Annotated in this window: 27 protein-coding genes; 11 read left to right on the top strand and 16 right to left on the bottom strand. The window is 69.8% G+C overall.

Features of this window, described 5'->3' with window-relative positions:
- The first annotated feature begins 2 nt into the window (after positions 1-2).
- From ACTMVF_RS27395 to ACTMVF_RS27385, 3 genes are all read left to right on the top strand, one after another.
- Positions 3-773: an ABC transporter permease gene (locus ACTMVF_RS27395; RefSeq protein ID WP_441273760.1), complete on the top strand. Its 771-nt coding sequence runs from the start codon at positions 3-5 to the stop codon at positions 771-773.
- Positions 774-902: 129 nt separating this feature from the next.
- A complete protein-coding gene (locus ACTMVF_RS27390) occupies positions 903-2,174 on the top strand; it encodes an ABC transporter ATP-binding protein (protein ID WP_441273759.1) in 1,272 nt (423 codons plus the stop codon).
- A complete protein-coding gene (locus tag ACTMVF_RS27385; RefSeq protein WP_441273758.1) occupies positions 2,171-3,040 on the top strand; it encodes an ABC transporter permease in 870 nt (289 codons plus the stop codon). The genes ACTMVF_RS27390 and ACTMVF_RS27385 overlap by 4 nt, the downstream gene beginning before the upstream one ends.
- Positions 3,041-3,059: 19 nt before the next feature.
- Here the strand turns inward: ACTMVF_RS27385 and ACTMVF_RS27380 are convergent, their stop codons facing one another.
- Positions 3,060-3,401, bottom strand: a complete 342-nt coding sequence (locus tag ACTMVF_RS27380; RefSeq protein WP_441273757.1) for an ATP/GTP-binding protein — start codon at positions 3,399-3,401, stop codon at positions 3,060-3,062.
- A gap of 223 nt (positions 3,402-3,624) precedes the next feature.
- Between ACTMVF_RS27380 and ACTMVF_RS27375 the strand changes: the two genes are divergently transcribed.
- Positions 3,625-4,653, top strand: coding sequence for an LLM class flavin-dependent oxidoreductase (locus ACTMVF_RS27375; RefSeq protein WP_441273756.1), 1,029 nt, complete (start codon positions 3,625-3,627; stop codon positions 4,651-4,653).
- 121 nt (positions 4,654-4,774) lie between these two features.
- Here the strand turns inward: ACTMVF_RS27375 and ACTMVF_RS27370 are convergent, their stop codons facing one another.
- On the bottom strand, positions 4,775-5,167 hold the full coding sequence (locus ACTMVF_RS27370; RefSeq protein ID WP_128434698.1) for an SCO5389 family protein: 393 nt from the start codon (positions 5,165-5,167) through the stop codon (positions 4,775-4,777).
- Positions 5,168-5,432: 265 nt separating this feature from the next.
- Here ACTMVF_RS27370 and nucS point away from each other — a divergent pair, with 265 nt between their 5' ends.
- Positions 5,433-6,104 (top strand): endonuclease NucS, encoded by a 672-nt coding sequence (gene nucS, locus ACTMVF_RS27365; protein WP_403454297.1) that lies wholly within the window; start codon positions 5,433-5,435, stop codon positions 6,102-6,104.
- A gap of 79 nt (positions 6,105-6,183) precedes the next feature.
- Here nucS and ACTMVF_RS27360 read toward each other — a convergent pair whose 3' ends face one another.
- The 4 genes from ACTMVF_RS27360 to ACTMVF_RS27345 all read right to left on the bottom strand — a co-directional run bounded on the left by ACTMVF_RS27360 (position 6,184) and on the right by ACTMVF_RS27345 (position 11,250).
- Positions 6,184-8,778, bottom strand: a complete 2,595-nt coding sequence (locus ACTMVF_RS27360) for an ATP-binding protein (protein WP_441273755.1) — start codon at positions 8,776-8,778, stop codon at positions 6,184-6,186.
- 298 nt (positions 8,779-9,076) lie between these two features.
- The gene (locus ACTMVF_RS27355; RefSeq protein WP_441273754.1) at positions 9,077-9,400 is read right to left on the bottom strand and encodes an STAS domain-containing protein; all 324 of its coding nucleotides are present in this window, start codon (positions 9,398-9,400) and stop codon (positions 9,077-9,079) included.
- A 222-nt stretch (positions 9,401-9,622) separates the two neighbouring features.
- A complete protein-coding gene (locus ACTMVF_RS27350) occupies positions 9,623-10,471 on the bottom strand; it encodes a 3-hydroxyacyl-CoA dehydrogenase family protein (RefSeq protein WP_441273753.1) in 849 nt (282 codons plus the stop codon).
- Between the two features lie 137 nt (positions 10,472-10,608).
- Positions 10,609-11,250: a TetR/AcrR family transcriptional regulator gene (locus tag ACTMVF_RS27345; protein ID WP_441273752.1), complete on the bottom strand. Its 642-nt coding sequence runs from the start codon at positions 11,248-11,250 to the stop codon at positions 10,609-10,611.
- An 80-nt stretch (positions 11,251-11,330) separates the two neighbouring features.
- On the opposite strand from ACTMVF_RS27345, the gene ACTMVF_RS27340 reads away from it, so the two are divergent.
- Genes ACTMVF_RS27340 through ACTMVF_RS27330 form a run of 3 tightly spaced genes read left to right on the top strand, consistent with a single transcriptional unit; the run spans position 11,331 to position 13,459 of the window.
- Positions 11,331-12,113 carry an ABC transporter ATP-binding protein gene (locus tag ACTMVF_RS27340; protein WP_441273751.1) on the top strand — a complete coding sequence of 261 codons (783 nt, stop codon included), beginning with the start codon at positions 11,331-11,333 and terminating at the stop codon, positions 12,111-12,113.
- 10 nt (positions 12,114-12,123) lie between these two features.
- Positions 12,124-12,873: an ABC transporter permease gene (locus tag ACTMVF_RS27335; protein WP_441273750.1), complete on the top strand. Its 750-nt coding sequence runs from the start codon at positions 12,124-12,126 to the stop codon at positions 12,871-12,873.
- Between the two features lie 13 nt (positions 12,874-12,886).
- Positions 12,887-13,459: a cob(I)yrinic acid a,c-diamide adenosyltransferase gene (locus ACTMVF_RS27330; protein ID WP_301996847.1), complete on the top strand. Its 573-nt coding sequence runs from the start codon at positions 12,887-12,889 to the stop codon at positions 13,457-13,459.
- Positions 13,460-13,655: 196 nt separating this feature from the next.
- Here ACTMVF_RS27330 and ACTMVF_RS27325 read toward each other — a convergent pair whose 3' ends face one another.
- The gene (locus ACTMVF_RS27325) at positions 13,656-14,243 is read right to left on the bottom strand and encodes a hypothetical protein (protein WP_441273749.1); all 588 of its coding nucleotides are present in this window, start codon (positions 14,241-14,243) and stop codon (positions 13,656-13,658) included.
- A gap of 152 nt (positions 14,244-14,395) precedes the next feature.
- Here ACTMVF_RS27325 and ACTMVF_RS27320 point away from each other — a divergent pair, with 152 nt between their 5' ends.
- The 3 genes from ACTMVF_RS27320 (at position 14,396) to ACTMVF_RS27310 (ending at position 18,198) form a co-directional block, all read left to right on the top strand.
- On the top strand, positions 14,396-15,586 hold the full coding sequence (locus tag ACTMVF_RS27320) for a sensor histidine kinase (protein ID WP_441273748.1): 1,191 nt from the start codon (positions 14,396-14,398) through the stop codon (positions 15,584-15,586).
- Positions 15,583-16,224 (top strand): response regulator, encoded by a 642-nt coding sequence (locus tag ACTMVF_RS27315; protein WP_441273747.1) that lies wholly within the window; start codon positions 15,583-15,585, stop codon positions 16,222-16,224. The genes ACTMVF_RS27320 and ACTMVF_RS27315 overlap by 4 nt, the downstream gene beginning before the upstream one ends.
- 135 nt (positions 16,225-16,359) lie before the next feature.
- A complete protein-coding gene (locus tag ACTMVF_RS27310; protein ID WP_441273746.1) occupies positions 16,360-18,198 on the top strand; it encodes a glycosyl hydrolase family 18 protein in 1,839 nt (612 codons plus the stop codon).
- Positions 18,199-18,213: 15 nt separating this feature from the next.
- Here the strand turns inward: ACTMVF_RS27310 and ACTMVF_RS27305 are convergent, their stop codons facing one another.
- From ACTMVF_RS27305 to atpB, 9 genes are all read right to left on the bottom strand, one after another.
- Entirely contained in the window at positions 18,214-18,660 is a 447-nt protein-coding gene (locus ACTMVF_RS27305; RefSeq protein WP_062709764.1) for a DUF2550 domain-containing protein, read from the bottom strand.
- 162 nt (positions 18,661-18,822) lie between these two features.
- The gene (locus ACTMVF_RS27300; RefSeq protein ID WP_441273745.1) at positions 18,823-19,197 is read right to left on the bottom strand and encodes a F0F1 ATP synthase subunit epsilon; all 375 of its coding nucleotides are present in this window, start codon (positions 19,195-19,197) and stop codon (positions 18,823-18,825) included.
- A gap of 131 nt (positions 19,198-19,328) precedes the next feature.
- On the bottom strand, positions 19,329-20,765 hold the full coding sequence (gene atpD / locus ACTMVF_RS27295; RefSeq protein WP_441273744.1) for a F0F1 ATP synthase subunit beta: 1,437 nt from the start codon (positions 20,763-20,765) through the stop codon (positions 19,329-19,331).
- Positions 20,765-21,682, bottom strand: coding sequence for a F0F1 ATP synthase subunit gamma (locus ACTMVF_RS27290; RefSeq protein ID WP_441273743.1), 918 nt, complete (start codon positions 21,680-21,682; stop codon positions 20,765-20,767). Before ACTMVF_RS27290 ends, atpD begins: the two co-directional genes overlap by 1 nt.
- 21 nt (positions 21,683-21,703) lie before the next feature.
- Complete coding sequence (gene atpA, locus ACTMVF_RS27285) at positions 21,704-23,311, bottom strand: F0F1 ATP synthase subunit alpha (protein ID WP_441273742.1); 1,608 nt, start codon at positions 23,309-23,311, stop codon at positions 21,704-21,706.
- Positions 23,312-23,434: 123 nt separating this feature from the next.
- Positions 23,435-24,250, bottom strand: a complete 816-nt coding sequence (locus tag ACTMVF_RS27280) for a F0F1 ATP synthase subunit delta (RefSeq protein WP_441273741.1) — start codon at positions 24,248-24,250, stop codon at positions 23,435-23,437.
- The gene (locus tag ACTMVF_RS27275; RefSeq protein WP_128434683.1) at positions 24,247-24,795 is read right to left on the bottom strand and encodes a F0F1 ATP synthase subunit B; all 549 of its coding nucleotides are present in this window, start codon (positions 24,793-24,795) and stop codon (positions 24,247-24,249) included. The genes ACTMVF_RS27280 and ACTMVF_RS27275 overlap by 4 nt, the downstream gene beginning before the upstream one ends.
- A 41-nt stretch (positions 24,796-24,836) precedes the next feature.
- On the bottom strand, positions 24,837-25,070 hold the full coding sequence (gene atpE / locus ACTMVF_RS27270) for an ATP synthase F0 subunit C (RefSeq protein WP_031485821.1): 234 nt from the start codon (positions 25,068-25,070) through the stop codon (positions 24,837-24,839).
- Between the two features lie 78 nt (positions 25,071-25,148).
- Positions 25,149-25,919 (bottom strand): F0F1 ATP synthase subunit A, encoded by a 771-nt coding sequence (gene atpB / locus ACTMVF_RS27265; RefSeq protein WP_441273817.1) that lies wholly within the window; start codon positions 25,917-25,919, stop codon positions 25,149-25,151.
- Positions 25,920-26,103 lie beyond the last annotated feature (184 nt).

The raw sequence follows: 26,103 nt of genomic DNA, 5'->3' as shown, positions 1-26,103 counted from the left end.
TCATGGCAGCCACCCAGGTGATCCGCTCCGAGTGGACCAAGATCCGGTCCGTGGCTTCCACCGTGTGGACGCTCTCCCTCGCCGTGGTGGTCACGATCGCCCTCGGCATGCTGATCTCGGGCCTGTCGGCGAACGAGTTCGACAACATGAGCGAGCGGGACAGGCTCTCCTTCGATCCGACCTTCGTCAGCTTCGCCGGGATGACCCTCGGTCAGCTCGCGCTGATCGTGTTCGGGGTGCTCGTCGTCTCCAACGAGTACAGCACCGGCATGATCCGCACCTCGCTGGCCGCCGTACCTCGGCGCGGCACCTTCCTGTTCAGCAAGATCGCGGTGGCGACCGGCCTCGCGCTCGCGGTCGGCATGGCCACCAGCTTCGTCACGTTCTTCCTCGGGCAGGCGATGCTCGGCGAGCACAAGGCGGCCATCGGCGATCCCGGCGTGCTGCGGGCGGTGATCGGCGGCGGGCTCTACATGACCCTCATCGCGATGTTCTCGATGGGCGTCGCCGCGATGCTGCGCTCACCGATGCTGTCGCTGGGCATCCTGATGCCGTTCTTCTTCCTGATCTCGAACATCCTGGGCAACGTCCCGGCCACCGAGAAGATCGGCCGCTATCTGCCCGACCAGGCCGGCAGCAAGATCATGCAGGTGGTCACCCCGGTCGACGACGACACCCCGTACGGCCCGTGGGGCGGGCTGGGCATCATGGTGCTGTGGGTGATCGTGGCGCTCGCGGGCGGTTACGCCACGCTCAGGAAACGGGACGCGTAGCCGACGGGGCGCCGCGGCTCGGACAAGCTTTACTCGCCCTTGGGTGGAACCGTCAGCGCCTCGGTATCCTCCTAACCCTTACGGGGGGCGTGTGCCCCGCTGTCCTGAACCTTTCGATGGGTGCGGAGCATGATCGAGGCAGTCGGCCTGACCAAGCGCTACGGCGACAAGACCGCTGTGTACAACCTGTCCTTCCATGTGCGGCCCGGTGCCGTCACCGGCTTCCTGGGCCCCAACGGCTCGGGCAAGTCGACGACGATGCGGATGATCCTCGGCCTGGACAACCCGACCGCGGGCCACGTGACCATCGGCGGCTTCCCGTACCGCAAGCTGCCCAACGCCCCCCGCCAGGTCGGCGCCCTGCTGGACGCCAAGGCGGTGCACGGCGGCCGGGCCGCCCGCAACCACCTGCTGTGCCTGGCCCAGCTGTCCGGCATCCCGGCCCGCCGGGTGGACGAGGTGCTGGGCGTGGTCGGTCTCCAGGACGTGGCCAGGCGGCGCTCGAAGGGCTTCTCGCTCGGCATGGGCCAGCGCCTCGGTATCGCCGCCGCGCTGCTGGGCGACCCGCAGGTGCTGCTGTTCGACGAGCCGGTCAACGGCCTCGACCCCGAGGGCATCCTCTGGGTGCGGAACCTGATGAAGTCGCTGGCTGCCGAGGGCCGGACGGTCTTCGTCTCCTCGCACCTCATGAGCGAGATGGCGCTGACCGCCGACCACCTGATCGTCATCGGGCGAGGCCAGCTGCTCGCCGACATGAGCGTGCAGGACTTCATCGCGGCGAACTCCGCCGGCTTCGCCCGGGTCCGTACGCCGGACACCGAGCCGCAGCTGCGCGAGAAGCTGGCCGGCGCGCTCACCGAGGCGGGCGGGCACGTGCTGCCCGAGCAGGACGGCGCGCTCCGGGTGACCGGGCTGCCGCTCCCCCGCATCAGCGACATCGCGCACGACTCCGACGTACGGCTGTGGGAGCTGTCGCCGCACCAGGCCTCGCTGGAGGAGGCGTACATGCGGATGACGCAGGGCGCGGTCGACTACCGCTCGACGGCCGACCAGAAGGCAGGGCTGATGCAGCCGCTGCCGCCGGGCGCGCAGCCCCCGGTGCCGGTCCCGGGTCAGGGCCAGCCCGGCTGGTACGCCCCGCCGCCGCCCGAGCAGGGCGGACAGCCGTTCGCCCCGCCGCAGGGTGGGCAGGGACCGTACGGCGCCCCTGGCGCGCCCGCTGCGACACCCGGAGCGGGTGCGCCCAACCCCTACGCCCAGCAGGCCCCGCAGGCGCCCCAGGCCCCGGCCCAGCCCCCTGCCGCTCCTCCGCAGGCCCCGGCCCAGCCTCCCGCCGCACCCGAAACCCCCTCCGCCCCTGCCACCCCCGCCGCCCCGACCAAGCCCGAGGACGCCCGATGAGCACGCCCCAGCCCCCGATGCCGCAGAGCGCCGCACCGAACTGGCAGGCGGCGCCCGGCTCGTCGTACCCCACCTACACCTCGCCGATCCCCGTCGTGCGCACGCACCTCGGCCACGCGCTCGCCTCGGAGTGGACGAAGATCCGCTCGGTGCGCTCCACGATGTGGACGCTCGGTGTGTTCGTGCTGCTCGTCGTCGGCATCGGTCTGCTGGCCGCCGCGCTGGTCGCCGGCAACTCCTCGGACGGCAGCCTGAGCCAGGAGAACCCGCTGTCGTTCGGCTTCTTCGGCCTGCTGCTCGGCAGCATGTGCATCATCACGCTCGGCGTGCTGACCACCGCCTCGGAGTACGGCACCGGCATGATCCGGACCACGATGACCGCGTGCCCGTCCCGCGGCCGCGTGCTGGCGGCGAAGGCGATCGTGTTCTTCGTCGTCGCCTTCGTGGTGACGCTGGTGTCGGCCGTCCTCGTCGCCCTCGCGGACGTGGCCATGCTGGACGCGCGGGAGCCCACCGTCCAGGAGTGGCTGAAGGGCACGGTCGGCATCTCGCTCTACATCGCGCTGCTCGGCCTGCTCTCGCTCGTCGTCGGGTCGATGATCCGGCACTCGGCGGGCGCGATCACGATCATGACCGGCGTGCTGCTGGCGCCGCTGGTCATCGCGCTGTTCATGTTCTCGCAGTCGCTGGAGGACCTGCAGCGGGCCCTGTTCGAGTACTCGATCCCGAACCAGCTCAGCGTCTTCTACGAGCAGTCCCTCAGCGATTCCGGCCCGTCCGGCTGGGACCCGCTGTGGATCATGCTCGTCGTGACGGCCGCCGCGTTCGCCGGCGCCTACGCCCTGCTGGAGCAGCGGGACGTGTGAGCCGGTCCGGCCGGACCCTCTAGAACTTCGGCGCGTTACGGGACCGCTGCACCCGCGTGGTGCGGCGGTCCTTCGCGTTCCAGCACGCCTTGTGCCAGTGGCGGCGGTCGTCGACGCCCGCGTGGTCCGGCCAGGCGACGACGTGCGGGACGCCGTCCGGGATCATCTGTTCGCAGCCCGGGCAGCGGTACGCCTTGCCCTGTGCGCTCGCGCCCGCGACATGCCGTACGTTCCAGTCCTCGCCCTGCCAGTTCTCGGCCGACTGCCAGCCGCCGTAACGGCCGGGGCGGTCGTCCTCGGCACTGCGTCCGGACGAGGCGGCTCCCTTGGGGCCGTTGGGTCGGTTGCGACGCGGGGACACGGAACACCTCTCGGGGCTATACAGGATGCACGGGTCATGTCCAGCCTACGCGGCACGGACAGGGGTATTCGTACGGCACCAACCCCCACAAGCCCCTCGCTCCGGCGCTCGATTCTGCAGACAATCCGCAAATCCCTTCGCCAAGCCGTGTCCTCGGCACGTGTCAGACGGTTATGCCCGGTGGGGGAGCTCCGCGTCGGAGCCAAGGAAGCAGGAAAAGGCAATGCACGTAGGAAGTTTCGTGTTGGCGGCCCGGTTCCCGGGGCAGGGCGACGGGGAGGCGCTGCACCGCGCGGTCCGCTCCGCCGAGGTCGCCGAGGAAGCGGGGCTCGACACGGTCTGGCTGGCCGAGCACCACTTCGTGCCGTACGGCACCTGTCCGTCCGCGATCACGCTGGCCGCGTTACTGCTCGGCCGCACCGAGCGCCTGCGGGTCGGCACGGCGGTCAGCGTGCTGCCCACCGCCCACCCGGTGGCCCTCGGCGAACAGGCCGCGCTGCTGCACATCACCTCCGGCGGGCGGTTCTCGCTGGGGGTCGGGCGCGGCGGGCCGTGGGTCGACCTGGAGGTGTTCGGCCAGGGCCTCGAGGCGTACGAGGAGGGGTTCCCGGAATCACTCGATCTGCTCATGCGCTGGCTGCGCGAACCCTCGGTCGCGGCCTCCGGGGACCGCTTCGGTTTCCGTGAAGTCCCCGTCGTACCAAGGCCGTCGGAGTGCCTCACAGAGGTCGAGGGGCCCGAGGTCGTCGTCGCGTGCACCTCGCCGGCCAGCGTGCGCCTCGCGGCCGAGCGCGGGCTGCCGATGCTGCTGGGGATGCATGTGGGCGACGAGGAGAAGGCGGAGATGGTCGCCCTGTGGCGGGAGCACGCCCGCGCGGCCGGGCGCCCGGCTGAGGAGATCCTCGGCGCGGCCCATGTCTCGGCCGGCGTCTGCCAGATCGCCGACCGGCGCACGGACGCGGTCGAGACGCTGACGAAGGCGATGCCGGGCTGGCTCCGTCAGGGCCTGGAGGCCCATGTGACGGTGGACGGCCGCCATCGCGTGATGCGGGACCCGCTCGCCTACACCGAACTGCTCTGCGGGCTGCACCCGGTGGGTACCCCCCGCCTGTGCGCCGACCGGCTGGCGGCGACCAGCGAGCGGACCGGCATCTCCCGCTTCGCCCTGCTCGTCGAGGGCTCGGGCGATCTGGCGGCGACCGAGGAGAACGTACGGCGACTGGGCGCCGAAGTACTGCCGCACCTCGGCTGAACCGACCGGCCGAGGATGCACGGCTCCCTCACCTCTGAACGCCGTTCCGCCAGAAGGGCTTGCCGCCCCGGTACTGATTGCACCTCCCGCGTACGGAGCGGCAAGCAAGCGGTTCAGCGCGTCAGCAGTCCCTGAATTCCGGGGACTGGTTCAGCACCTGGCTGCGGACCGAGGTGAAGCGGGCATGCGTCTCGTCGACCGAGGCGTCAAGCGGGAACACCGCCACCCGGTGGCAGTTCTGGAAGGCCAGTCGCACCCCGAAGTGCCGCTGCAGCGCGCCGCGTATCGCGTCACTCGCAAGCGCACGCAGCAGCTGGCCACGTGCCTGCTCGTCCGGCGGGGGCGTCTGGTTGTCGGCGAACTGACCGCCGTCGACCTTCAGCTGAGCCACCAGTGAGCTGATCATCTCCCATGCATAAGGCAGGGAGGTCCGGACGCAGTCGACGAAGACGGCTTCGTCGACCTCGCCTCGCTCGGCCTGTTCGAGTAGGGCCGGTGAGACGTCGAGCGACATGGGTTCTCCTCTCGCACCCCCAGAACATCAGGGGTTGCCGGACAGATAAGGGAGTTCGCGATGCCGGACACTCTGCGTACACGCCTCGCGACCTCCCGTTTAATACGGTAGGCAACAGACGGTGACGGCACCAGGAGATTGGGTACATGCGCAGTCCTCGTTAGGCACACAATCGGCCAGAAATGAACAGGGGCAGTCCGGGGTCATACGGACTCCCCCAGGGCGAATCGCGTCGACCGGGACCCGTCGAGTAGCGTTGCCGACCATGCGTCTCGTCATTGCCCGATGCTCCGTCGACTACGCGGGCCGGCTCACCGCTCACCTGCCCTCGGCGCCCCGTCTGATCCTGGTCAAGGCGGACGGCAGCGTCTCGATCCACGCGGACGACCGGGCCTACAAGCCTCTGAACTGGATGTCGCCGCCCTGCACCCTGAAGGAGGGGGACGGCGAGCAGCAGGACGTCTGGACGGTCACCAACAAAGCGGGCGAGAAGCTCATCATCACGATGGAGGAAATCCTCCACGACTCCTCGCACGAACTCGGCGTGGACCCCGGCCTGATCAAGGACGGCGTGGAAGCGCACCTCCAGGAACTGCTCGCCGACCGCATCGAAACGCTCGGCGAGGGCTACACGCTCATCCGCCGCGAGTACATGACGGCCATCGGCCCGGTCGACATCCTGTGCCGGGACGCCGAGGGCCAGACGGTCGCCGTCGAGATCAAGCGGCGCGGCGAGATCGACGGTGTGGAGCAGCTCACGCGCTATCTGGAGCTGCTGAACCGGGACCCCCATCTCGCACCCGTCCGGGGCATCTTCGCGGCACAGGAGATCAAGCCGCAGGCCCGCGTCCTCGCCACGGACCGCGGCATCGGCTGCCAGGTCCTGGACTACGACGCGATGCGCGGGATCGAGGACGACAAGCTGCGGCTGTTCTGACGCGCCCGCTTTGGGCGGTTGTACGACGACGAGGGCCGGGTCCGCAGGGTGGACCCGGCCCTTCTGTCTTGATCGGTGGTCAGATCACGGCGTCCGAGCCGGTGCTCGGCGTACCCGCGTCGGTGCTCTGCGGGGCGCTCGCGGAACTGGTGGTCTCCGCCGGGCTGGACGGGGCCGGGCCGCTGGCCGACGTGGAGGTCGAGGGGGATTCCGTCGGCGGCGTCGTCGGGTCGTCCGTCGGTGGCGTCGTCGGGTCGTCCGTCGGCGGGGTCGTCGTCGGATCGTCCGTCGGATCGTCGGTGGGGTCGTCCGTCGGCGGCTTGGTCGTGGACGGCGGCTTGGTCGTCGACGACGGCGGCTTCGTCGGCGAGCTCGAACCGCCGCCCGAGCCCTGCGTACCGGTCGGGTCGTCCGACGGCCCGTCCGTCTCCGTCGGAGTCGGGTCGTCCGACGTGCCGTACGTGCCGTCGGGACCCGGGTCCGTGGGCCGGCTCGTCGCCGTGCCCGTGTCGCCGGAGTTCTCCCCGTCGTCGCCCTCCGCCTTGTCGGCGCCGATGCTGTCGTCGCCGATCCCCTGGCTGGCGGACGGGTTGACGCCGACCTGCGTGGACGGGGTGCTCGGGTCGTTGTCGGAGGTCGCGCCGAGCGTCACCACCGTGCCGAGCACGGCCACGAGCAGCGCGCCCGAGCCGGCCGCGACGAGGTTGCGCCGGGCGAAGTTCCGGACGCCGCCGCGGCCCTTGTGCGAGGTCCCCTGGGACGACGGCGAGGAGGGCGACGACGCCCGGTGGGTGACCAGCGTCGTGGCGTCCCCGGCGGGCGGGAAGGCGACGGCAGGTACTCCTCCCGGCGGCGACTGCGACTCCTCGTACCGTGCGCCCGACACCTCCTCCCCCGCCGTGGCACCGAACGCGGCCACCCCCGGCGTCGTACCGGAGCGGTCCGAGACCAGCGCGAGGGCGCGACGGCCCGCGACCGTGCCGCGCTTGTCGGCGAGGGCGCCGCGCAGGCCGATGGAGGTCTCCAGCTCGGCTCGGGCCCGGTCCAGTCGGCCACCGCAGAGCGCGAGGATGCCCAACTCGTGGTGGAAGTAGGCCTGTTCGGAGACGTCACCGGCGAGGCGAGCGGCCTCGGCGCCGGCCCGCAGCGCCCGCTCCCAGGCGCTCCAGTGCAGCCCCGCGGCGAACGCGGGCGCGGCCGTACGGGCCAGCTGCACGGTCGGGCTCTCGTCGTCCTCGTCGGGCGGCGTCGTAGCCGGCACCAGCACGCCCAGGGCGGCGAGCACGGCGTCCGCCTCGGCACACACGCGCTCCGGCGTGACCGAGGGGTGTCCGGCCCACCAGGCGTAGTGCCGGGCGGCGGTGAGGGCGCCGTCCTGGACGTCCTCGGCGTATCCGACGGCCTCCAGCTGGGCCTGCACGCCGGGGGCGAGCCGGTAGCGGGAGCCGACCGGCGAGACGAGCCCGCACTCGGCCAGCTCGCCCAGTGCGGCGTCGGCGTGGGTGTCACCGACCAGTGCCGGCAGATGGGCCTGGTGCGGCACCTCGCCGCCGAGCGCGACGGCGAACTTCAGGGTGGCGCGGGCCGAGGCGCCGAGCCGTGAGGCGAGCAGCGGCGCAGGGCCGGCCGCCTCGCCGAGCGACGGCAGCGGCACCTCCTCGCGGCCGCTCTCGCCGCCGAACGGCGCGTCGAAGGGTGCGTCGACCGGCTCGTCCACCAGCGGCGGCGCGTCCTCGAAGACCCCGAACTCGTCGACGGCGTCCGCGCCGGCCCGCAGTCGGTCCCGCTGCCGCAGCAGCGCCCCGGCCTGGACGAACCGCAGCGGCAGGCCCTCCGACTCGAACCACAGGTCGCCCGCCCAGTTCAACTCGTCCTCGGTGAGGACCCGGCCGACCTGGCGCTCCAGGAGCTCCACGCTCGCGGCACGGTCGAGACCGCCGAGGGCGACGTCCTCGATGCCGGACTCGACGGACGGCGCGGGCACGTCGGGCGTGACGCCGAGCACGAAGGCGCACTCGGGGGTCGCGTCCAGCAACTCGTCGAGGGCGGCGCCGCCGAACTCCAGGTCGTCCAGGACGACGACCGCGCCGATCTCACGGACGAAGGGGAGCAGTTCGTCCTGTTCCGGGCGGTGCAGGGGGGCCCTGTATACGGCGTGGAAGAGGTCGTACAGCAGGTCGGTGGGCGTGCGGTGGAAGCCGGTGAGGCGGACCACGCCGTCGGGGGCGAGGTCCGCGCAGTCCTCGGCGACGAGGTCGAGGAGGCTGGTGCGGCCGGCGCCCGGGGAGCCGACGAGGCGCACGGAGCGGCCGCGGGCGAGCAGCCGTACCAGCTGTTCGCGCTCGTCCTGGCGGGCCAGCAGCGGCTGGGCGGGACGGCTCGGGCCGGGCGGGACGGGCGGTCTGGCGGCGCGGTCGGCCTCGGCGCGGTCGGCCGGGCCGAGCTTCTCGGGCCGCCCGGGGCGCTCAGCGGGCGGGCAGACCTCTATCTCGCTGCCGTCGACGGGGTTGACGGTGAGCAGGAAGTCGCCCGAGACCAGTTGCACCGTGCGGGCGAGTCCGGGCGCGTGCTGTCCGAAGTCGGGTGTGAGGGGATCCCTGGGCGGCCGCTGGCGCGACGCCTGGCCGTCGCCGTCGTGTCCGTACTCCTCGGATCCCCGGTTGTTCGGGTCCATAGCTTCAAGCCCCCCAAAAGCGTCGTGTGCTGCGGGTCCTGGCCCCTCCCGGCCTTTGCACACCGCGCTGTCGCTTCTGGTCCGGGCCCGCTCGAAGGGGTTTGTCTGCTCGGCGGGCAGCCGAACCCTAAACCTTCGCACAGTATCTACGACAGGTCGGGGTACCGCGCCGTCCGAGACGTCACAGTCTCGTGAGGATTGTGCCCGACGTACGCTTCGCAGATGGAACGCCCGACTGTCCCGCCCCACCTGTGCCGGGGCGCCTCACTTCTATGCAGCGTCCCGCCCGATCGCAGTGTCACACCCGGGGCAGGGACTCCACCCCGATGCCGCCCTCGATCGCCAGGATCCGGTGCAGCCGGGTGGCCACCAGCAGGCGCTGCATCTGCGGCGGCACGCCGCGCAGCACCAGGCGCCGGCCGCAGCGGCCGGCCCGCCGGTGGGCCCCCATGATCACCCCGAGTCCGGTGGCGTCCCAGGAGTCCAGCTCGGACAGGTCGAGCACCAGATCGCCGACTCCGTCGTCGACGGCCGAGTGCAGGACCGTACGGGCGTCCGCCGCGCTGCGGACGTCGAGGACGCCCCCGACGACCAGTTCGGCGTGGTCGCCCCTGATGTACATATGCGCTCCCCAAGCGTGCGTTCGTGCTCCGCGATGAGTTGACTGTGGCTGTAGCTGTGGCTGCTGTAGCTGTGCCTGTGTTCGCTATGAGTCTTCGCTGTGACGGGTGATGCAACCTCTGACGGCGTTGAGCCGTCGGAGGTTGCCGTCTGTGAGCGAACCGATACCGAATTCACCCCATCGCGTGATGGGCGCGGGGGCCGTGCGGTGATCTACGAAACCTCAGTAGCTGTAAAAGCCTTGCCCGCTCTTGCGGCCGATGTCACCCGCGTCCACCATCCGGCGCATCAGCTCCGGCGGGGCGAACTTCTCGTCCTGGGACTCGGTGTAGATGTTGCTGGTGGCGTGCAGCAGGATGTCGACGCCGGTGAGGTCAGCCGTGGCGAGCGGGCCCATGGCGTGACCGAAGCCCAGCTTGCAGGCGAGGTCGATGTCCTCGGCGGTGGCGACGCCCGACTCGTACAGCTTGGCGGCCTCGACGACGAGGGCCGAGATGAGCCGGGTCGTCACGAAGCCGGCGACATCCCGGTTGACGACGATGCAGGTCTTGCCGACGGACTCGGCGAAGTCCCGCGCGGTGGCGAGGGTTTCGTCACTCGTCTTGTAGCCGCGGACCAGCTCGCACAGCTGCATCATCGGCACCGGTGAGAAGAAGTGCACACCGACGACCCGCTCGGGGCGCTCGGTGGCCGCCGCGATCTTGGTGATCGGGATGGCGGAGGTGTTGGAGGCGAGCACGGTGTCCTCGCGCACGATCTTGTCGAGCGCGCGGAAGATCTCGTGCTTGACCTCGAGCTTCTCGAAGACGGCCTCGACGACGACGTCCGCGTCGGCGGCGGCGTCCAGGTCGGTGGTCGCGGTGATCCGGGCGAGGGCGGCGTCGGCGTCGTGCGCCTCCAGCTTGCCCTTGCTGACGAACTTGTCGTACGACGCCTTGATGCCGTCGGTGCCACGCTTGAGAGCCTCGTCGGTGACGTCCCTGAGGACGACGTCCCAGCCCGCCTGAGCGGAGACCTGGGCGATCCCGGAACCCATCAAGCCGGCGCCGATGACGGCAAGCTTCCGTGCCACTGTTGCGACTCCCCTTTGAAACGCCTTACACCCTGTTTAGGTTGCCTCTTCGGCGGACCTTAGCGGTCGTGAGGGACTGTGTGACCGGTTAGTAACGCGAGTCACGTCTCGCCTGACGGACATCACACCGGCACGGGTCATTGAGCGCCTCGGACGGCGTAGTTGAGCACCTTCTCGCTCAACAGCTCCTCGATGTCATCGAGAAGCACGAGCGCCTCACGTGACACTTCGTCCGGATTGCGCCCCTTGAGCATCTCGCGGCCGACGGCGACGAAGACCGTGTGGTGACACCAGGAGATCTGACCGGCGATCAGACCCGGCAGCGGGTCGCCGTCGGGCGCGCCGACCTCCTCGCGGAGGGTGGCTTCCAGGTGGTCGTGGATCTCCTGCTGGAGGCTCCAGAGCCGCGAGCGCAGCGGCGGCGCCTCGTGGATGACGCGCATGAAGCGGTCGTAGCCCTCCATGAGGCCGAGCCGCGGGGAGACCGCCTCGGCCTCGGCACGCAGCTCGCGCAGTACGGCCCGGGCGGCCGACTCCCCGTGATCCCGTCCGCGCACCCAGCGGGAGAGCTGCTCGACGACGCCGGCGGAGCGGTCGAAGAAGAGGTCCTCTTTGGCCGGGAAGTAGTTGTAGACGGTGTTCACGGAGACGTCGGCGGCCTCCGCCACGTCCGCGATGGTCACCGTCAGGAACCCGTGCTCCAGGAACAGCCCGGTGGCGATGTCCGAGATGCGCTGTCGCGTCTCGCGCTTCTTCCGTTCCCTGAGCCCTTCAGCCATGGTCCACATCCTAACTTCGCTGGACTCTCTGAAACTTTGGGGTCATTGCAAAATTTAAGAGACTCTGTTTTTCTGGTGCCATGCCCATCATCAGTACGGCCGCACTGGCCCGTACCTTCCAGACCAAGCTCGGCCCCGTCGAGGCCGTGCGCGGCATCGACCTGGCCGTCCGCGAGGGCGAGATCCTCGGCTTCCTGGGCCCGAACGGGGCAGGCAAGACGACGACCCTGCGGATGCTGACGACGTTGCTGGCGCCCACCGGGGGCGCGGCCACCGTGGCGGGCTGCGATCTCGCGACCGATCCCGCCGGGGTGCGCCGGGCGTGCGGATACGTGGCCCAGTCCGGCGGGGTCGACCCGCAGATCACCGTGCGGGAGGAGCTGGTCACGCAGGGCCGCCTGTACCGCCTGACGAAGACACAGGCGAACGGGCGGGCCGAGGAGCTGGCCAGCGACCTGAGCCTGACCGACCTCCTCGACCGCAAGGCGGGCGCCCTCTCCGGCGGCCAGCGGCGCCGCCTCGACATCGCGATGGCGCTCACGCACCGCCCGAAGGTGCTGTTCCTCGACGAGCCGACGACCGGCCTCGACCCCGGCAGCCGGGCCGACCTGTGGGACCTGATCCGCCGCCTGCGCGACGAGCACGGCACCACGGTCTTCCTGACCACCCACTACCTCGACGAGGCCGACGCCCTCTCCGACCGCCTGGTCGTCGTCGACCGGGGCGTGGTCGTCGCGGAGGGCACACCGAGCGCGCTGAAGCTGCAGTACGGCGGCTCGATCGACGCCTCCCTCCAGGACACGTTCCTCGCCATCACCGGCCGCAGCGCCACGCCGGCCGACGCCGCCCCCGTAGCCGTATAGGAATCCCCGGATGCTGTTCCAGGACACGGCCCTCATCTACGGCCGTTACCTCCGCCAGTCCCTGCGCTCCCGCTTCGCCCTGCTCTTCGGCGTGCTGATGCCGCTGCTGTACCTGCTCTTCTTCGGCCCGCTCCTGACCGACCTGCCGCTCGGCGGGCGCGGCAGCTCGTGGCAGCTGCTGGTGCCCGGCCTGCTGCTGCAACTCGGCTTGTTCGGGGCGTCGTTCGCGGGCTTCTCGGTCATCATCGAGCAGGGCCAGGGCGTGGTGGAGCGCATGCGCGTGACGCCCGTCAGCCGCCTGGCGCTGCTGCTGGGCCGCGTCCTGCGCGACGCCACCGTCTTCGTCTTCCAGGCGGTGCTGCTGGTGCTGGCGGCGTTGGCGATGGGCCTCAGGGCTCCCGTGCCCGGCGTGCTGATCGGCTTCGCGTTCGTCGCGCTGCTGACGGTGTCGCTGGCCTCCCTGTCGTACGCGCTCGCCATGAAGGTCCGCACACCGCAGGAGTTCGGGCCGGCGATCAACGCCATGACGATGCCGATGATGCTGCTGTCGGGCCTGATGCTGCCGATGACACTGGGGCCGAGGTGGCTGGACGTCCTCTCCCACTTCGTGCCGTTCCGCTATCTGGTGGACGCGGTACGGGACGCCTACGTCGGCTCGTACGCGACGGCGCACATGCTGTACGGCGTCCTGGTCGCGCTCGCCTTCACCGCACTGGCCGTGACAGTCGGCACACGCGTGTTCCGAACCGCCGGAGCGTAACTACGCTGGCCACATGGTCAATCTGACGCGCATCTACACCAGGACCGGCGACCAGGGCACCACCGCCCTCGGCGACATGAGCCGGGTCGCCAAGACCGATCTGCGGATCTCGGCGTACGCCGACGCCAACGAGGCGAACGCGGTGATCGGCACGGCGATCGCGCTGGGCGGGCTCGACGAGGAGGTCGTCAAGGTCCTCACCCGTGTGCAGAACGACCTGTTCGACGTGGGTGCGGACCTGTCGACGCCGGTGGTGGAGAACCCGGAGTTCCCGCCGCTGCGGGTCGAGCAGTTCTACATCGACAAGCTGGAGGCGGACTGCGACCGCTTCAACGAGCAGCTGGAGAAGCTGCGGTCCTTCATCCTTCCGGGCGGCACGCCGGGCGCGGCCCTGCTGCACCAGGCCTGCACGGTCGTACGCCGGGCCGAGCGCTCCACGTGGGCCGCGCTGGAGGTGCATGGCGAGGCGATGAACCCGCTGACGGCGACCTACCTCAACCGCCTGTCGGACCTGCTGTTCATCTTGGCGCGGACGGCGAACAAGTCCGAGGGCGACGTCCTCTGGGTCCCCGGCGGGGAGCGCTGAAGCAGCCTTGGCGAAGTCGACCGCGGTTCGGCAGCGCCCTGAAGGGGCGCGGGGAACTGCGCGACCAGCCTCGACGAACCGCGGACGAACAACGGCCCAGCACGGCGCTTCCAGCGGAGCGCTCAGCTGTTCTCCCGCACCCGTTGATACGGGCCCACGAGGACGAGGGCGCCGCCGACACTCTTCGACGCCTGGCTCATGACCGGACACGCTCCTCGCCGCTCGTGAGCCGGGACTCCTTCTCGGCGTCGGCGGGGGCCTTCTTCGGCCAGATCCAGTACCCCAGGGCGATCAGGCCGTAGATGCCGACCGTGCGGATCGCCACCCACTGGAAGGCCCGGAGGGAGCTGACGTCCCCGGAGTCGCCGACGTACCAGACCGCGAGCTGGAGCAGTCCCAGCGCCACCGCTCCCCCGAACACCGCCCGCAGCCACAGCTTCGCCTCGTGCCGGGCGCGGGCGCGGCCGTAGCGGGGCGGCTTCGGCGGGGGCGGGCCGCCGGCCAGGCGGTGGGCGGCGTGGCCGTCGAGCCAGCGGATCGTGTAGTGGCCGAAGGCCACCGTGTAGCCGATGTAGAGCGCCGCCACGCCGTGCTCCCAGCTCGGCTCGGCGCCGTTCTTCAGGTCGATCGCCGTCGCGACGAACAGGACCAGCTCCAGCACCGGCTCGCACAGCAACAGCACCACGCTGGTGCGGCGCCACTTCAGCAGGTAGCGCACGGCCAGGCCCAGGGCCAGCAGCACCCAGAAGCCGACCTCGCAGGCGATGATGAGGGCGACGATCACGACTTGCTCCCTTCGGTCACCTGTCCAGGCTCCCGGCGGCCACGCCCCCTTTCGTCGTCGGCGGTGACGAAACCGCCGTACATCGAAAGATGCAGTCCAGGACCCTCCCCCGGAATCAGGCGTCGGCCGCGGCCACCGTGTTGGATGGAGTCATGGCCCTCCCCCGCCCGCACCGCTTCGACGTGTACATCGCCCTCGGCGGGCTGGCCGGCGGGCTGCTGCTGGTGAGCATCGGCCTGGGCACGCGGACCGCCAAGGACCCGATCACGTTCTTCGACGGTCCCTGGCCGATCCTGGTACCGCTCACCGTGATGGCCGGCTGCGAGCTGCTGCGTCGGGCGGCGCCCCGCACGGCCCTGCTGATCGGCACGCCCGCGATCTGCGCGGACGTCTTCACCCAGGGCAGCCTGGCCACGGTCCTGATGTTCACCGACCTCGTCTACGCGGCCGTGCTGTACGGCCCGCTCGCCGCGGCCCGCCGTATCCAGTGGATCACCGGCCTGCTCACGGTGGCCGGGACGCTGGTGCCGTTCGCGGTGTGGCGCGTCCCGGAGGCGCTGCTGATCGGCGTGGTCGTCGGTGTCGTTGCGTACGCGCCCGCCGCCACCGGCTGGATCGTCCGCAACCATCGCGACGCCGCCGAGGCCGCCCGCCTGCGCGCCGAACAGACCGCGCTGCTGGCCGAGATGGACCGCGCCCAGGCCGTGACCTCGGAACGCGCCCGCATGGCCCGCGAGTTGCACGACATGGTCGCCAACCACCTCTCCGCCATCGCCATCCACTCCACGGCCGCACTCTCCCTCGACGACCCGAAGACCTCCCGGGACGCCCTCTCCGTCATCCGCGAGAACAGCGTCGAAGGGCTCGCCGAGATGCGCCGGCTCATCGGCATCCTGCGCGACTCCAGCGGCGACACCGAGCCGGTCGCCGCCCCCACGCTCGACGGCCTCGACACCCTGGTCGACGGCGCCCGCACCAACGGCCTCGACGTCACGCTCGACGCCTCCTGCCCCGCCGTCCCCACCCCGGTCGAACTCGCCGCCTACCGCATCGTCCAGGAGTCCCTGACCAACGCCCTCAAGCACGCCTCCCCCGGCCGGGTCAGGGTGGCGGTGGCCCAGCGGGACGGCTGCCTCACCGTCTCCGTGACCAGCCCGTTCGGCGGCGACCGCGAGGGCCCGCGCGCGCCCGGCTCGGGTGCCGGGCTGGTCGGGATGCGGGAGCGGGTCGCGCTGCTGGGCGGCGATTTCGAGGCCGGGCCCGTCCCGGACCCGGACTCGGTCGACGGCAAGATCTGGGCCGTACGCGCCACCCTTCCCGTGACCGAAGGAGACAGAGAATGATCCGCGTCCTGGTCGCCGAGGACCAGTCGGCCGTCCGCGCCGGGCTCGTCCTCATCCTGCGCAGCGCGCCCGACATCGAGGTGGTCGGCGAGGCGGCGGACGGCGCGCAGGCGGTGGCCCTGACACGCGAGCTGCGGCCCGACCTGGTGCTGATGGACGTTCAGATGCCGCGCCTGGACGGGGTGTCGGCGACGCGGCAGGTGGTCGCCGAGCGGCTGGCGGACGTCCTCGTGCTGACCACCTTCGACCTCGACGAATATGTGTTCGGGGCGTTGCGGGCCGGGGCCGCGGGGTTCCTGCTGAAGAACACGGAGGCGAGGGATCTGATCGAGGCCGTCCGGACGGTGGCACGCGGGGAGGGCCTCATCGCCCCGGCCGTCACCCGGCGCCTGATCGCCGAGTTCGCCGCGAAGCCCGCACGGGAGCCGACGGCGGACCCGTCGGTGCTGGACAGTCTCACGCGCCGCGAACGCGAGGTGCTGGCCTGCCTCGGGGAGGGGTTGTCCAACGCCGCCATCGCGACGCGGCTCGACATGGCCGAGGCGACGGTGAAGACGCACGTCAGCCGGTTGCTGGGGAAGCTGGAGCTGCGCAGCCGGGTGCAAGCGGCCGTATTGGCGCAGGAGTTGGGGATCTAGCGGAACGGAGCGAATCCGCGAGGGGCAAGTGGTCCAGACCTATTGACCCGTGGTCCAGACCTTTCTATTCTCACCGCACCATGAGTGGGCGTGAGGCTCAGCATGCCCCCCAACTCCCCAACAAGGAGGCGCAGCATGCGCTTCAGACACAGAGCCGCGGCAGGGTTCGCGACCCTGTTGCTCCCCTTCGCCGGCCTGGTCGGCCTCGCGGGCCCCGCAGAGGCCGCGACGTCCGCCACCGCCACCTACGCCAAGACCCAGGACTGGGGCTCCGGCTTCGAGGGCAAGTGGACGGTGAAGAACACCGGCACGACCTCCCTCAGCTCCTGGACCGTCGAGTGGGACTTCCCGTCCGGCACCTCCGTCACCTCCGCCTGGGACGCCGACGTCACCTCCTCCGGCACCCACTGGACCGCCAAGAACAAGTCCTGGAACGGCACCCTCGCCCCCGGCGCCTCCGTCACCTTCGGCTTCAACGGCACCGGCTCCGGCTCCCCCGCGAACTGCAAGCTGAACGGCGGCAGCTGCGACGGCGGCAGCGTCCCCGGCGACAACCCGCCATCCGCCCCCGGTACGCCCACCGCCTCCGACATCAGCAACACCTCGGTGAAGCTGACCTGGAGCGCCGCCACGGACGACAAGGGCATCAAGAACTACGACGTCCTGCGCGACGGCGCCAAGGTCGCCACCGTGACGACGACGTCGTACACCAACACCGGCCTGACCGCCGGCACCGACTACTCCTACACCGTCCAGGCCCGCGACACCGCCGACCAGACCGGCCCGGTCAGCGGCGCCCGCGCGGTGCGCACCACGGGCGGCGACCCGGACCCGGACCCGGATCCGGATCCGGACCCCGGCGCCAAGGTCAAGCTCGGCTACTTCACCGAGTGGGGCGTCTACGGCCGCAACTATCACGTCAAGAACCTGGTGACCTCGGGCTCCGCCTCGAAGATCACACACATCAACTACGCGTTCGGCAACGTCAAGGACGGCAAGTGCGTCGTCGACGACACCTACGCCGCCTACGACAAGGCCTACACCGCCGACCAGTCCGTCAGCGGCACCGCCGACACCTGGGACCAGCCACTGCGCGGCAACTTCAACCAGCTGCGCCAGCTGAAGGCGAAGTACCCGCACATCAAGGTGCTGTACTCCTTCGGCGGCTGGACCTACTCCGGCGGCTTCGGCCAGGCCGCGGCCAACGCCGCAGCCTTCGCCAAGTCCTGCAAGGCCGTGGTCGAGGACCCGCGCTGGGCCGACGTCTTCGACGGCATCGACATCGACTGGGAGTACCCGAACGCCTGCGGCCTGACCTGCGACACCTCCGGCGCCGCGGCGTTCAAGAACCTCTCGCAGGCACTGCGTGCCGAGTTCGGCGCGAACTACCTGATCACCGCCGCCATCACGGCCGACGCCTCGTCCGGCGGCAAGATCGACGCGGCCGACTACGGCGGCGCCGCGCGGTACCTCGACTGGTACAACGTGATGACGTACGACTACTTCGGCGCCTGGGACAAGACCGGCCCGACCGCCCCGCACTCGCCGCTCACGTCGTACTCCGGCATCCCGAAGGAGGGCTTCAACTCCGCCGCCGCCATAGCCAAGCTCAAGGCGAAGGGCGTCCCGGCGAGCAAGCTGCTGCTCGGCATCGGCTTCTACGGCCGCGGCTGGACCGGCGTCACCCAGTCCGCCCCCGGCGGCACCGCCACCGGCCCGGCGACCGGCACCTACGAGGCCGGCATCGAGGACTACAAGGTCCTCAAGAGCTCCTGCCCGGCCACCGGAACGATCGCGGGCACGGCGTACGCGCACTGCGGCAGCAACTGGTGGTCGTACGACACTCCCGCCACCATCGTTACGAAGATGTCGTGGGCCAAGACCCAGGGGCTCGGCGGCGCGTTCTTCTGGGAGTTCAGCGGTGATACCGGCAACGGCGAGCTGGTGAGCGCCATCAACAACGGGCTCAACTGACCGGCGTACGGCGTACTAAGCCACATTGACGCGCTGACCGGGCGGGGCTGCCTCAAGCCACGCGAGAAAACCGGTCAGCGCGTCTTCGCTCATGGCGAGTTCGAGGCGCGTGCCCCGGTGCAGACAGGTGAGGATCACCGCGTCGGAGAGCAGCGCCAGCTCCTCCTCGCCGTCGGGGACCCGGCGGCCGGCCACCTCGATCGCGGAGCGCTCCAGGATGCGGCGCGGGCGGTAGGCGTAGGAGAAGACGCGGTACCACTCGATGCGGTCGCCGTTGTAGCGGGCGACGCCATAGCTCCAGCCTTTGCCGCTGGTGTCGGGTTTCTCCGGCACGTCCCAGCGCAGGGAACAGTCGAAAGTGCCGCCGGAGCGCTGGATGAGCCTGCGGCGCAGGCCGAAGACGAACAGCCCCAGCACCACGAGGGCGACAACGATTCCGCACACAGTCAGAGCGAGGACCATCGACACCGACCTCCTCGTCTCCTAGGTAACGGAACGGAAAAAACTTCCATATCTGCCTCAGCCGCGACCGGCACCGGATTGCTCCGGTCCCAGCCGCGGCTGAGTGACGTCGTCGCGTGCACTGTCCCAGAGCCTAAGGGCACTGGGCGCTACCCCCAGGGGTCAGCGCGCCGTCGCCGCCCGCAGGCGGACCTCCGCGCGGCGCTCGGCGGCGTCGTCGCCCTCCGCCTTCGCGCGCTCGAGCTCCCGCTCCGCGCGCTGGACGTCGATCTCGTCCGACAGCTCGGCGATCTCGGCCAGCAGCGACAGCTTGTCGTCCGCGAACGAGATGAAACCGCCGTGCACCGCGGCGATGACAGTTCCACCGTCACTCGTACGGATGGTCACCGGGCCCGACTCCAGCACACCGAGCAGCGGCTGGTGACCGGGCATGACGCCGATGTCGCCGGACGTGGTGCGCGCGACGACCAGGGTGGCCTGGCCCGACCAGACCTCACGGTCGGCGGCGACCAGCGCGACGTGCAGCTCAGCAGCCAAGGTGGCTCCTCGGGTCACCACCCGGCGGTTCTGCCGGGTGTTGGTTACAAGTCTAGTAGGCGTGAGAGAGGGGGCGGGACGAACCCCCGCCCCCTCCATCAAGAGCTCAATGGCTCAAGAGCACCGGTGCGTCAGGAGACGCCCAGTTCCTTCGCGTTCTTCTTGAGGTCCTCGAGACCACCGCACATGAAGAACGCCTGCTCCGGGAAGTGGTCGAACTCACCGTCGCAGATCGCGTTGAACGCGGTGATCGACTCGTCCAGCGGCACGTCGGAGCCGTCCACACCGGTGAACTGCTTGGCGACGTGCGTGTTCTGGGACAGGAAGCGCTCGACGCGGCGGGCACGCTGGACGACCAGCTTGTCCTCCTCGCTGAGCTCGTCGATACCGAGGATCGCGATGATGTCCTGGAGGTCCTTGTACTTCTGGAGGATCCCCTTGACGCGCATGGCGGTGTTGTAGTGGTCCGCCGTGATGTAGCGCGGGTCCAGGATGCGGGACGTGGAGTCCAGCGGGTCGATCGCCGGGTAGATGCCCTTCTCGGAGATCGGACGGGACAGAACCGTCGTCGCGTCGAGGTGGGCGAAGGTGGTGGCCGGCGCCGGGTCGGTCAGGTCGTCCGCGGGGACGTAGATCGCCTGCATCGAGGTGATCGAGTGACCACGGGTCGAGGTGATGCGCTCCTGGAGGAGACCCATCTCGTCGGCCAGGTTCGGCTGGTAACCCACCGCGGAGGGCATACGGCCGAGCAGGGTCGACACCTCGGAACCGGCCTGGGTGAAGCGGAAGATGTTGTCGATGAAGAACAGCACGTCCTGCTTCTGCACATCGCGGAAGTACTCCGCCATGGTCAGACCGGCCAGGGCCACGCGCAGACGGGTGCCCGGGGGCTCGTCCATCTGACCGAAGACCAGCGCGGTCTTGTCGATGACGCCGGACTCGCTCATCTCGTCGATGAGGTCGTTGCCCTCACGGGTGCGCTCACCGACACCGGCGAACACCGACACACCGTCGTGGTTGTTGGCGACGCGGTAGATCATCTCCTGGATGAGCACCGTCTTGCCGACGCCGGCACCGCCGAACAGACCGATCTTTCCACCCTTGACGTACGGGGTGAGCAGGTCGATGCACTTGACGCCGGTCTCGAACATCTCGGTCTTCGACTCGAGCTCGTCGAAGTTCGGCGCCTTGCGGTGGATGGACCAGCGCTCGCCGTCGTAGGTCTCGTCGACGTTCAGCACCTCACCGAGGGTGTTGAACACCTTGCCCTTGGTGAAGTCGCCGACCGGGACGGTGATGCCCTTGCCGGTGTCGGTCACCGCGGCCTGGCGGACCAGACCGTCGGTGGGCTGCATGGAGATGGTGCGGACCAGGCCGTCACCCAGGTGCTGGGCGACCTCCAGGGTCAGGATCTTCTTCTCGCCCGCGTTCGCCGGGTCGGCGACCTCGACGTGGAGGGCGTTGTAGATCTCCGGCATCGCGTCGACGGGGAACTCCACGTCGACGACCGGGCCGATGACCCGGGCGACGCGGCCCGTAGCCGTCGCGGTCTCAACAGTGGTGGTCATTAGCGGTCACTCCCCGCGGTCGCGTCGGCCAGGGCTGCGGAGCCACCGACGATCTCGCTGATTTCCTGGGTGATTTCGGCCTGGCGGGCCGCGTTGGCAAGCCGGGAGAGCGTCTCGATGAGCTCTCCGGCGTTGTCGGTGGCCGACTTCATCGCGCGCCGCGTGGCGGCGTGCTTGGAGGCGGCCGACTGAAGAAGCGCGTTGTAGATACGGCTCTCCACATAGCGCGGCAGAAGGGCGTCGAGGACGTCCTCCGCCGAGGGCTCGAAGTCGTACAGCGGAAGGATCTCGCCCTTGGTCGGGGCCTCCTCCGCGACCTCTTCGAGGCTGAGCGGCAGCAGACGCGCATCCAGCGCCTGCTGGGTCATCATCGACACGAACTCGGTGTAGACGATGTGGAGCTCGTCCACGCCGCCCTCGGCCGTCTCCGTCTCGATCGCCTCGATCAGCGGAGCCGCGACCTTCTTGGCGTCCGCGTACGTGGGCTCGTCGGTGAAGCCGCTCCACGACTCCGCGATCTTGCGCTCACGGAAGTTGTAGTGGGCGACACCGCGCCGGCCGACGATGTAGGTGTCGACCTGCTTGCCCTCGCGCTCCAGGCGCTCGGTCAGCTGCTCCGCCGCCTTGATGGCGTTGGAGTTGAAGGCGCCGGCAAGGCCACGGTCGCTCGTCAGGAGCAGCACCGCGGACCGCGTGACCGTCTCGGCCTGCGTGGTCAGCGGGTGCTTGGTGTTCGAGCCGGTGCCGACCGCCGTGACCGCGCGGGTGAGCTCGGTCGCGTACGGCGTGGAGGCCGCCACCTTGCGCTGCGCCTTGACGACGCGCGAGGCGGCGATCATCTCCATCGCCTTCGTGATCTTCTTGGTCGCGGTGACGGATCGGATGCGACGCTTGTAGACCCGGAGCTGGGCTCCCATGAGTCAGGTCCCTTCCTTACGTCACTTGGAGGCGCTGGTCGCCTTCGGGGCGGCCGGAGCCTCTTCGCCGAGGAGCTTGCCGTCCGCGGTCTCGAACTGCTTCTTGAACTCCGCGATGGCGTCGGCGACGGCGGTGAGGGTGTCGTCCGACATCTTGCCGCCCTCCTTGATGGAGGTCATGAGGCCCTGCTCCTTGCGGTGCAGGTACTCCAGGAGCTCCTTCTCGAAGCGGCGGATGTCGACGACCGGCACGTCGTCCATCTTGCCGGTGGTGCCGGCCCAGACGGAGACGACCTGGTCCTCGGTGGACATCGGCTCGTACTGGGCCTGCTTCAGCAGCTCGACCATGCGCTGACCGCGCTCCAGCTGCGCCTTCGACGCGGCGTCCAGGTCGGAACCGAAGGCGGCGAACGCCTCCAGCTCACGGAACTGGGCGAGGTCCACGCGCAGACGGCCGGAAACCTGCTTCATCGCCTTGTGCTGCGCGGAACCACCGACTCGGGAGACGGAGATACCGACGTTCAGCGCGGGGCGCTGACCGGCGTTGAACAGGTCCGACTCCAGGAAGCACTGGCCGTCGGTGATGGAGATGACGTTGGTCGGGATGAACGCCGAGACGTCGTTGGCCTTGGTCTCGACGATCGGCAGACCGGTCATCGAGCCGGCGCCCATGTCGTCGGAGAGCTTCGCGCAGCGCTCCAGCAGACGGGAGTGCAGGTAGAAGACGTCACCCGGGTAGGCCTCACGGCCCGGCGGGCGGCGCAGCAGCAGGGACACGGCGCGGTAGGCGTCGGCCTGCTTCGAGAGGTCGTCGAAGATGATGAGGACGTGCTTGCCCTCGTACATCCACTGCTGACCGATGGCCGAACCGGTGTACGGCGCCAGGTACTTGAAGCCGGCCGGGTCGGACGCGGGGGCGGCGACGATGGTCGTGTACTCCAGCGCGCCGTTCTCCTCCAGCGCGCGGCGGACCGACGCGATGGTGGAGCCCTTCTGGCCGATGGCGACGTAGATGCAGCGGACCTGCTTGTTCGGGTCGCCGGTGCGCCAGTTGTCGCGCTGGTTGATGATCGTGTCGACGGCCAGGGCGGTCTTGCCGGTCTGGCGGTCACCGATGATCAGCTGACGCTGGCCACGGCCGATCGGGGTCATCGCGTCGACGGCCTTGTAGCCGGTCTCCATCGGCTCGTGCACCGACTTGCGCTGCATGACCGTGGGGGCCTGCAGCTCAAGGGCGCGACGACCGCTGGTCTCGATCTCACCGAGGCCGTCGATCGGGTTGCCGAGCGGGTCGACGACGCGGCCGAGGTAGCCCTCGCCGACGGCCACGGAGAGAACCTCACCGGTACGGGAGACCGGCTGACCCTCCTCGATGCCGCTGAACTCACCGAGGACGATGGCACCGATCTCGCGCTCCTCGAGGTTGAGGGCGAGGCCGAGGGTGCCGTCCTCGAACTTCAGCAGTTCGTTGGCCATGGCCGAGGGCAGACCCTCGACCTTCGCGATGCCGTCGCCGGCAAGGGTGACCGTACCGACCTCCTCGCGCGAGGCCGCGTCCGGCTTGTACGACTGGACGAACGTCTCCAGCGCGTCCCGGATCTCCTCCGGCCGGATCGTGAGCTCCGCCATCTGGGTTCCCTGCTCTCCTTGTTGGGCCCGAAGTTTCACTTTGGGGGTCTGGGGGCGACCCCCAGGATTCTTCTGCACGGCCCAACCAGGGCCGTAAGTACGTACTGCCTATTGAGTTGCTGGTCAGCTCGCCAGGCGGCGGCCGGCGTCCTCGATGCGGTCCGCGAGGGAGCCGTTGATGACCTCGTCACCGACCTGCACCCGGATTCCGCCGAGGACCTCGGGGTCCACGTCGAGGTTGAGGTGCATCTGGCGGCCGTAGAGCTTCGCGAGGGCGGCGCCCAGGCGCTGCTTCTGCGGGCCGCTCAGCGGTACCGCCGAGGTGACGACGGCCACCATGCGCTCCCGGCGCTCGGCGGCGAGCTTGGACAGGGACTCCAGTCCCGACTCCAGGCTACGTCCACGCGGCGCGGTCACAAGACGCGTCACCAGACGCTCGGTGGTCGCCTTGGCCCGGCCGCCGAGCAGGCTGCGCAGCAGCTCGCCCTTGGCCGAGGTGGTGGCGGACCGGTCGGTCAGCGCGGCGCGCAGCCCGGTGTTCGAGGCGACGATCCGGCCGAACCGGAACAGCTCGTCCTCGACGTCGTCGAGCGTGCCCGCCTTCTGCGCGGCGGTGAGGTCGGCGGTGGCCGCCAGCTCCTCCAGCGCGTCCACCAGGTCGCGCGACTGCGACCAGCGGGAGCGCACCATGCCGGCCAGCAGATCGGCGGCCTCGCCGCTGACCTGGCCGGCGAGCAGGCGCTGGGCCAGCTCCGCCTTGGCCTCGCCGGCCTGCGCCGGGTCGGTCAGGACCCGACGCAGCGACACCTCGCGGTCGAGCAGCGCGGTGACGGCGGCCAGCTCGTCGGCGAGCTTGGCCGCGTCGACGGACGTGTTGTCCGTCAGCGCGTCGAGACGCTCACGTGCGGCTGCCAGGGCCTCGCGGCTCGCTCCGTTCATCGTCCGGCCTCGGCCTTCTCCTCGAGCTCGTCGAGGAAGCGGTCGATGACGCGGCTCTGCCGGGCGTGGTCCTCGAGGGACTCACCGACGAGCTTGCCGGCCAGGTCGGTGGCGAGCTTGCCGACGTCCTGGCGCAGCGCGGACGCGGCGGCCTTGCGGTCGGCCTCGATCTGCGCGTGACCGGCGGCGACGATCTCCTCGCGCTGCCGCTGGCCTTCCGCGCGCATCTCGGCGATGAGCGTGGCGCCCTGCTCCTGCGCCTCCTGGCGCAGACGCGCGGCCTCGTGCCGGGCCTCGGCGAGCTGCGCCTTGTACTGCTCGAGGACGCTCTGCGCCTCGACCTGCGCCGCCTCGGCCTTCTCAATACCACCTTCGATCGCCTCGCGGCGCTCTTCCAGAACCTTGTTGATGTTCGGAAGCAGCTTCTTCCAGAAGAAGAAGAACACGATGGCGAAGGCGATGGTGCCGACGAGCAGCTCGGGGCCCGGAGGAATGAGCGGGTTCTGCTCCTCCTCCGCCGCAAGCCGCACCAGGTTGTCGATCACATCAGTGCCTTTCGTGGAAAGGTTGGCTCGTCAGGGCTCGATCATCCGTAGACGAACGGCATGACGATGCCGATGAGGGCGAGCGCCTCACAGAAGGCGAAGCCGAGGATCTGGTTGGCACGGATCAGGCCGGCAGCCTCGGGCTGGCGGGCGAGGGCCTGGGTGCCGTTGCCGAAGATGATGCCGACGCCGACGCCGGGGCCGATGGCGGCCAGGCCGTAGCCGATGGAACCGATGTTGCCTTCGACGGCGGCGAGGGTCTCAAGGGCAGCCATGCTGATTCTTCCTTCTCTTTCATGGACCGGCGGGGGTTGGCCACCGGACGTTCTTGGGGGCTTGCGGTGCGGCGGGGCTCAGTGGTGCTCGGCGAGAGCGCCCTGGATGTACGAGCAGGCCAGCAGCACGAAGACGTACGCCTGGACGGCCTGCACGAAGAGCTCGAAGAGGATCATGACCATGGTCATGACGAAGGAGATACCGGCCGCCGGGATCATCCAGCTGTTCAGCAGGTACCAGGAGGCGACGGTGAACATCACCAGCATCAGGTGGCCGGCGAACATGTTGGCGAAGAGTCGCACCGCGTGCGTGAACGGGCGGACCAGCAGGTTCGAGAAGAACTCGATGACCATCACGAGCGGCAGCACCGCACCCAGCGACTTGTCGTAGCCGGTGACGTTCTTGAAGAACCCGACGAAGCCGTGCCGCTTGAAGGTCACCGAGACCCAGATGAGCCAGACGATGGCAGCCAGCACCATCGGGAACGCGATGATCGACGAGACCGGGAACTGGGCCAGCGGGATCACGGACCAGATGTTCATGATCCAGATGAAGAAGAAGAGCGAGACCATGAACGGGACGTACTTCTCGCCCTCACGCTTGCCGAGGGTCTCGTAGACGATGCCGCGGCGCACGAAGTCGTAGCCGGCTTCGCCGATCATCTGCAGCTTGCCCGGCACCACCTTCGCCTTGCTGAAGGCGAGCGTGAAGAAGGTGATGACGAGGAGCGTGGTGATGATGGCAAGCAGCATCACCTTGTTGAACTCGAACCCGCCGACCGTGGCGATCGGCTTGAAGAGGAACGAGTGCAGGCCCGGAGCCGGGAAGCCACAGCCGTTGTCGGACATGATCCGACAGCTCCAGTCAAAGGCGAGCTGGGTCTGGTCAGCACTCACCGCGGGCTCCTTCGGCGTGACGCATGGGTACGGCAACCTCGTTGTGTCGGCGCGGCGCGTAGCCGCGGTTCGGCACGGGACTGGTGTTACAGATGTGGGGGCGGCTGTGGGGCATCAAGCCTCGCGAATGAGCAGG

Source organism: Streptomyces sp. SD31 (genome assembly GCF_052068475.1).
In the GTDB taxonomy this organism is placed as follows: domain Bacteria; phylum Actinomycetota; class Actinomycetes; order Streptomycetales; family Streptomycetaceae; genus Streptomyces.
This window is presented reverse-complemented; position numbering and strand designations above follow the sequence as displayed.

Excerpts from the sequence above, each read along its gene's own strand:
- ACTMVF_RS27395 (WP_441273760.1), top strand. The coding sequence starts at position 3 with ATGGCAGCCACCCAGGTGATCCGCTCCGAGTGGACCAAGATCCGGTCC.
- ACTMVF_RS27390 (WP_441273759.1), top strand. The coding sequence starts at position 903 with ATGATCGAGGCAGTCGGCCTGACCAAGCGCTACGGCGACAAGACCGCT.
- ACTMVF_RS27385 (WP_441273758.1), top strand. The coding sequence starts at position 2,171 with ATGAGCACGCCCCAGCCCCCGATGCCGCAGAGCGCCGCACCGAACTGG.
- ACTMVF_RS27375 (WP_441273756.1), top strand. The coding sequence starts at position 3,625 with ATGCACGTAGGAAGTTTCGTGTTGGCGGCCCGGTTCCCGGGGCAGGGC.
- ACTMVF_RS27370 (WP_128434698.1), bottom strand. The coding sequence starts at position 5,167 with ATGTCGCTCGACGTCTCACCGGCCCTACTCGAACAGGCCGAGCGAGGC.
- nucS (WP_403454297.1), top strand. The coding sequence starts at position 5,433 with ATGCGTCTCGTCATTGCCCGATGCTCCGTCGACTACGCGGGCCGGCTC.
- ACTMVF_RS27360 (WP_441273755.1), bottom strand. The coding sequence starts at position 8,778 with ATGGACCCGAACAACCGGGGATCCGAGGAGTACGGACACGACGGCGAC.
- ACTMVF_RS27355 (WP_441273754.1), bottom strand. The coding sequence starts at position 9,400 with ATGTACATCAGGGGCGACCACGCCGAACTGGTCGTCGGGGGCGTCCTC.
- ACTMVF_RS27345 (WP_441273752.1), bottom strand. The coding sequence starts at position 11,250 with ATGGCTGAAGGGCTCAGGGAACGGAAGAAGCGCGAGACGCGACAGCGC.
- ACTMVF_RS27340 (WP_441273751.1), top strand. The coding sequence starts at position 11,331 with ATGCCCATCATCAGTACGGCCGCACTGGCCCGTACCTTCCAGACCAAG.
- ACTMVF_RS27335 (WP_441273750.1), top strand. The coding sequence starts at position 12,124 with ATGCTGTTCCAGGACACGGCCCTCATCTACGGCCGTTACCTCCGCCAG.
- ACTMVF_RS27330 (WP_301996847.1), top strand. The coding sequence starts at position 12,887 with ATGGTCAATCTGACGCGCATCTACACCAGGACCGGCGACCAGGGCACC.
- ACTMVF_RS27320 (WP_441273748.1), top strand. The coding sequence starts at position 14,396 with ATGGCCCTCCCCCGCCCGCACCGCTTCGACGTGTACATCGCCCTCGGC.
- ACTMVF_RS27315 (WP_441273747.1), top strand. The coding sequence starts at position 15,583 with ATGATCCGCGTCCTGGTCGCCGAGGACCAGTCGGCCGTCCGCGCCGGG.
- ACTMVF_RS27310 (WP_441273746.1), top strand. The coding sequence starts at position 16,360 with ATGCGCTTCAGACACAGAGCCGCGGCAGGGTTCGCGACCCTGTTGCTC.
- ACTMVF_RS27305 (WP_062709764.1), bottom strand. The coding sequence starts at position 18,660 with ATGGTCCTCGCTCTGACTGTGTGCGGAATCGTTGTCGCCCTCGTGGTG.
- atpD (WP_441273744.1), bottom strand. The coding sequence starts at position 20,765 with ATGACCACCACTGTTGAGACCGCGACGGCTACGGGCCGCGTCGCCCGG.
- ACTMVF_RS27290 (WP_441273743.1), bottom strand. The coding sequence starts at position 21,682 with ATGGGAGCCCAGCTCCGGGTCTACAAGCGTCGCATCCGATCCGTCACC.
- atpA (WP_441273742.1), bottom strand. The coding sequence starts at position 23,311 with ATGGCGGAGCTCACGATCCGGCCGGAGGAGATCCGGGACGCGCTGGAG.
- ACTMVF_RS27280 (WP_441273741.1), bottom strand. The coding sequence starts at position 24,250 with ATGAACGGAGCGAGCCGCGAGGCCCTGGCAGCCGCACGTGAGCGTCTC.
- atpE (WP_031485821.1), bottom strand. The coding sequence starts at position 25,070 with ATGGCTGCCCTTGAGACCCTCGCCGCCGTCGAAGGCAACATCGGTTCC.
- atpB (WP_441273817.1), bottom strand. The coding sequence starts at position 25,919 with ATGTCCGACAACGGCTGTGGCTTCCCGGCTCCGGGCCTGCACTCGTTC.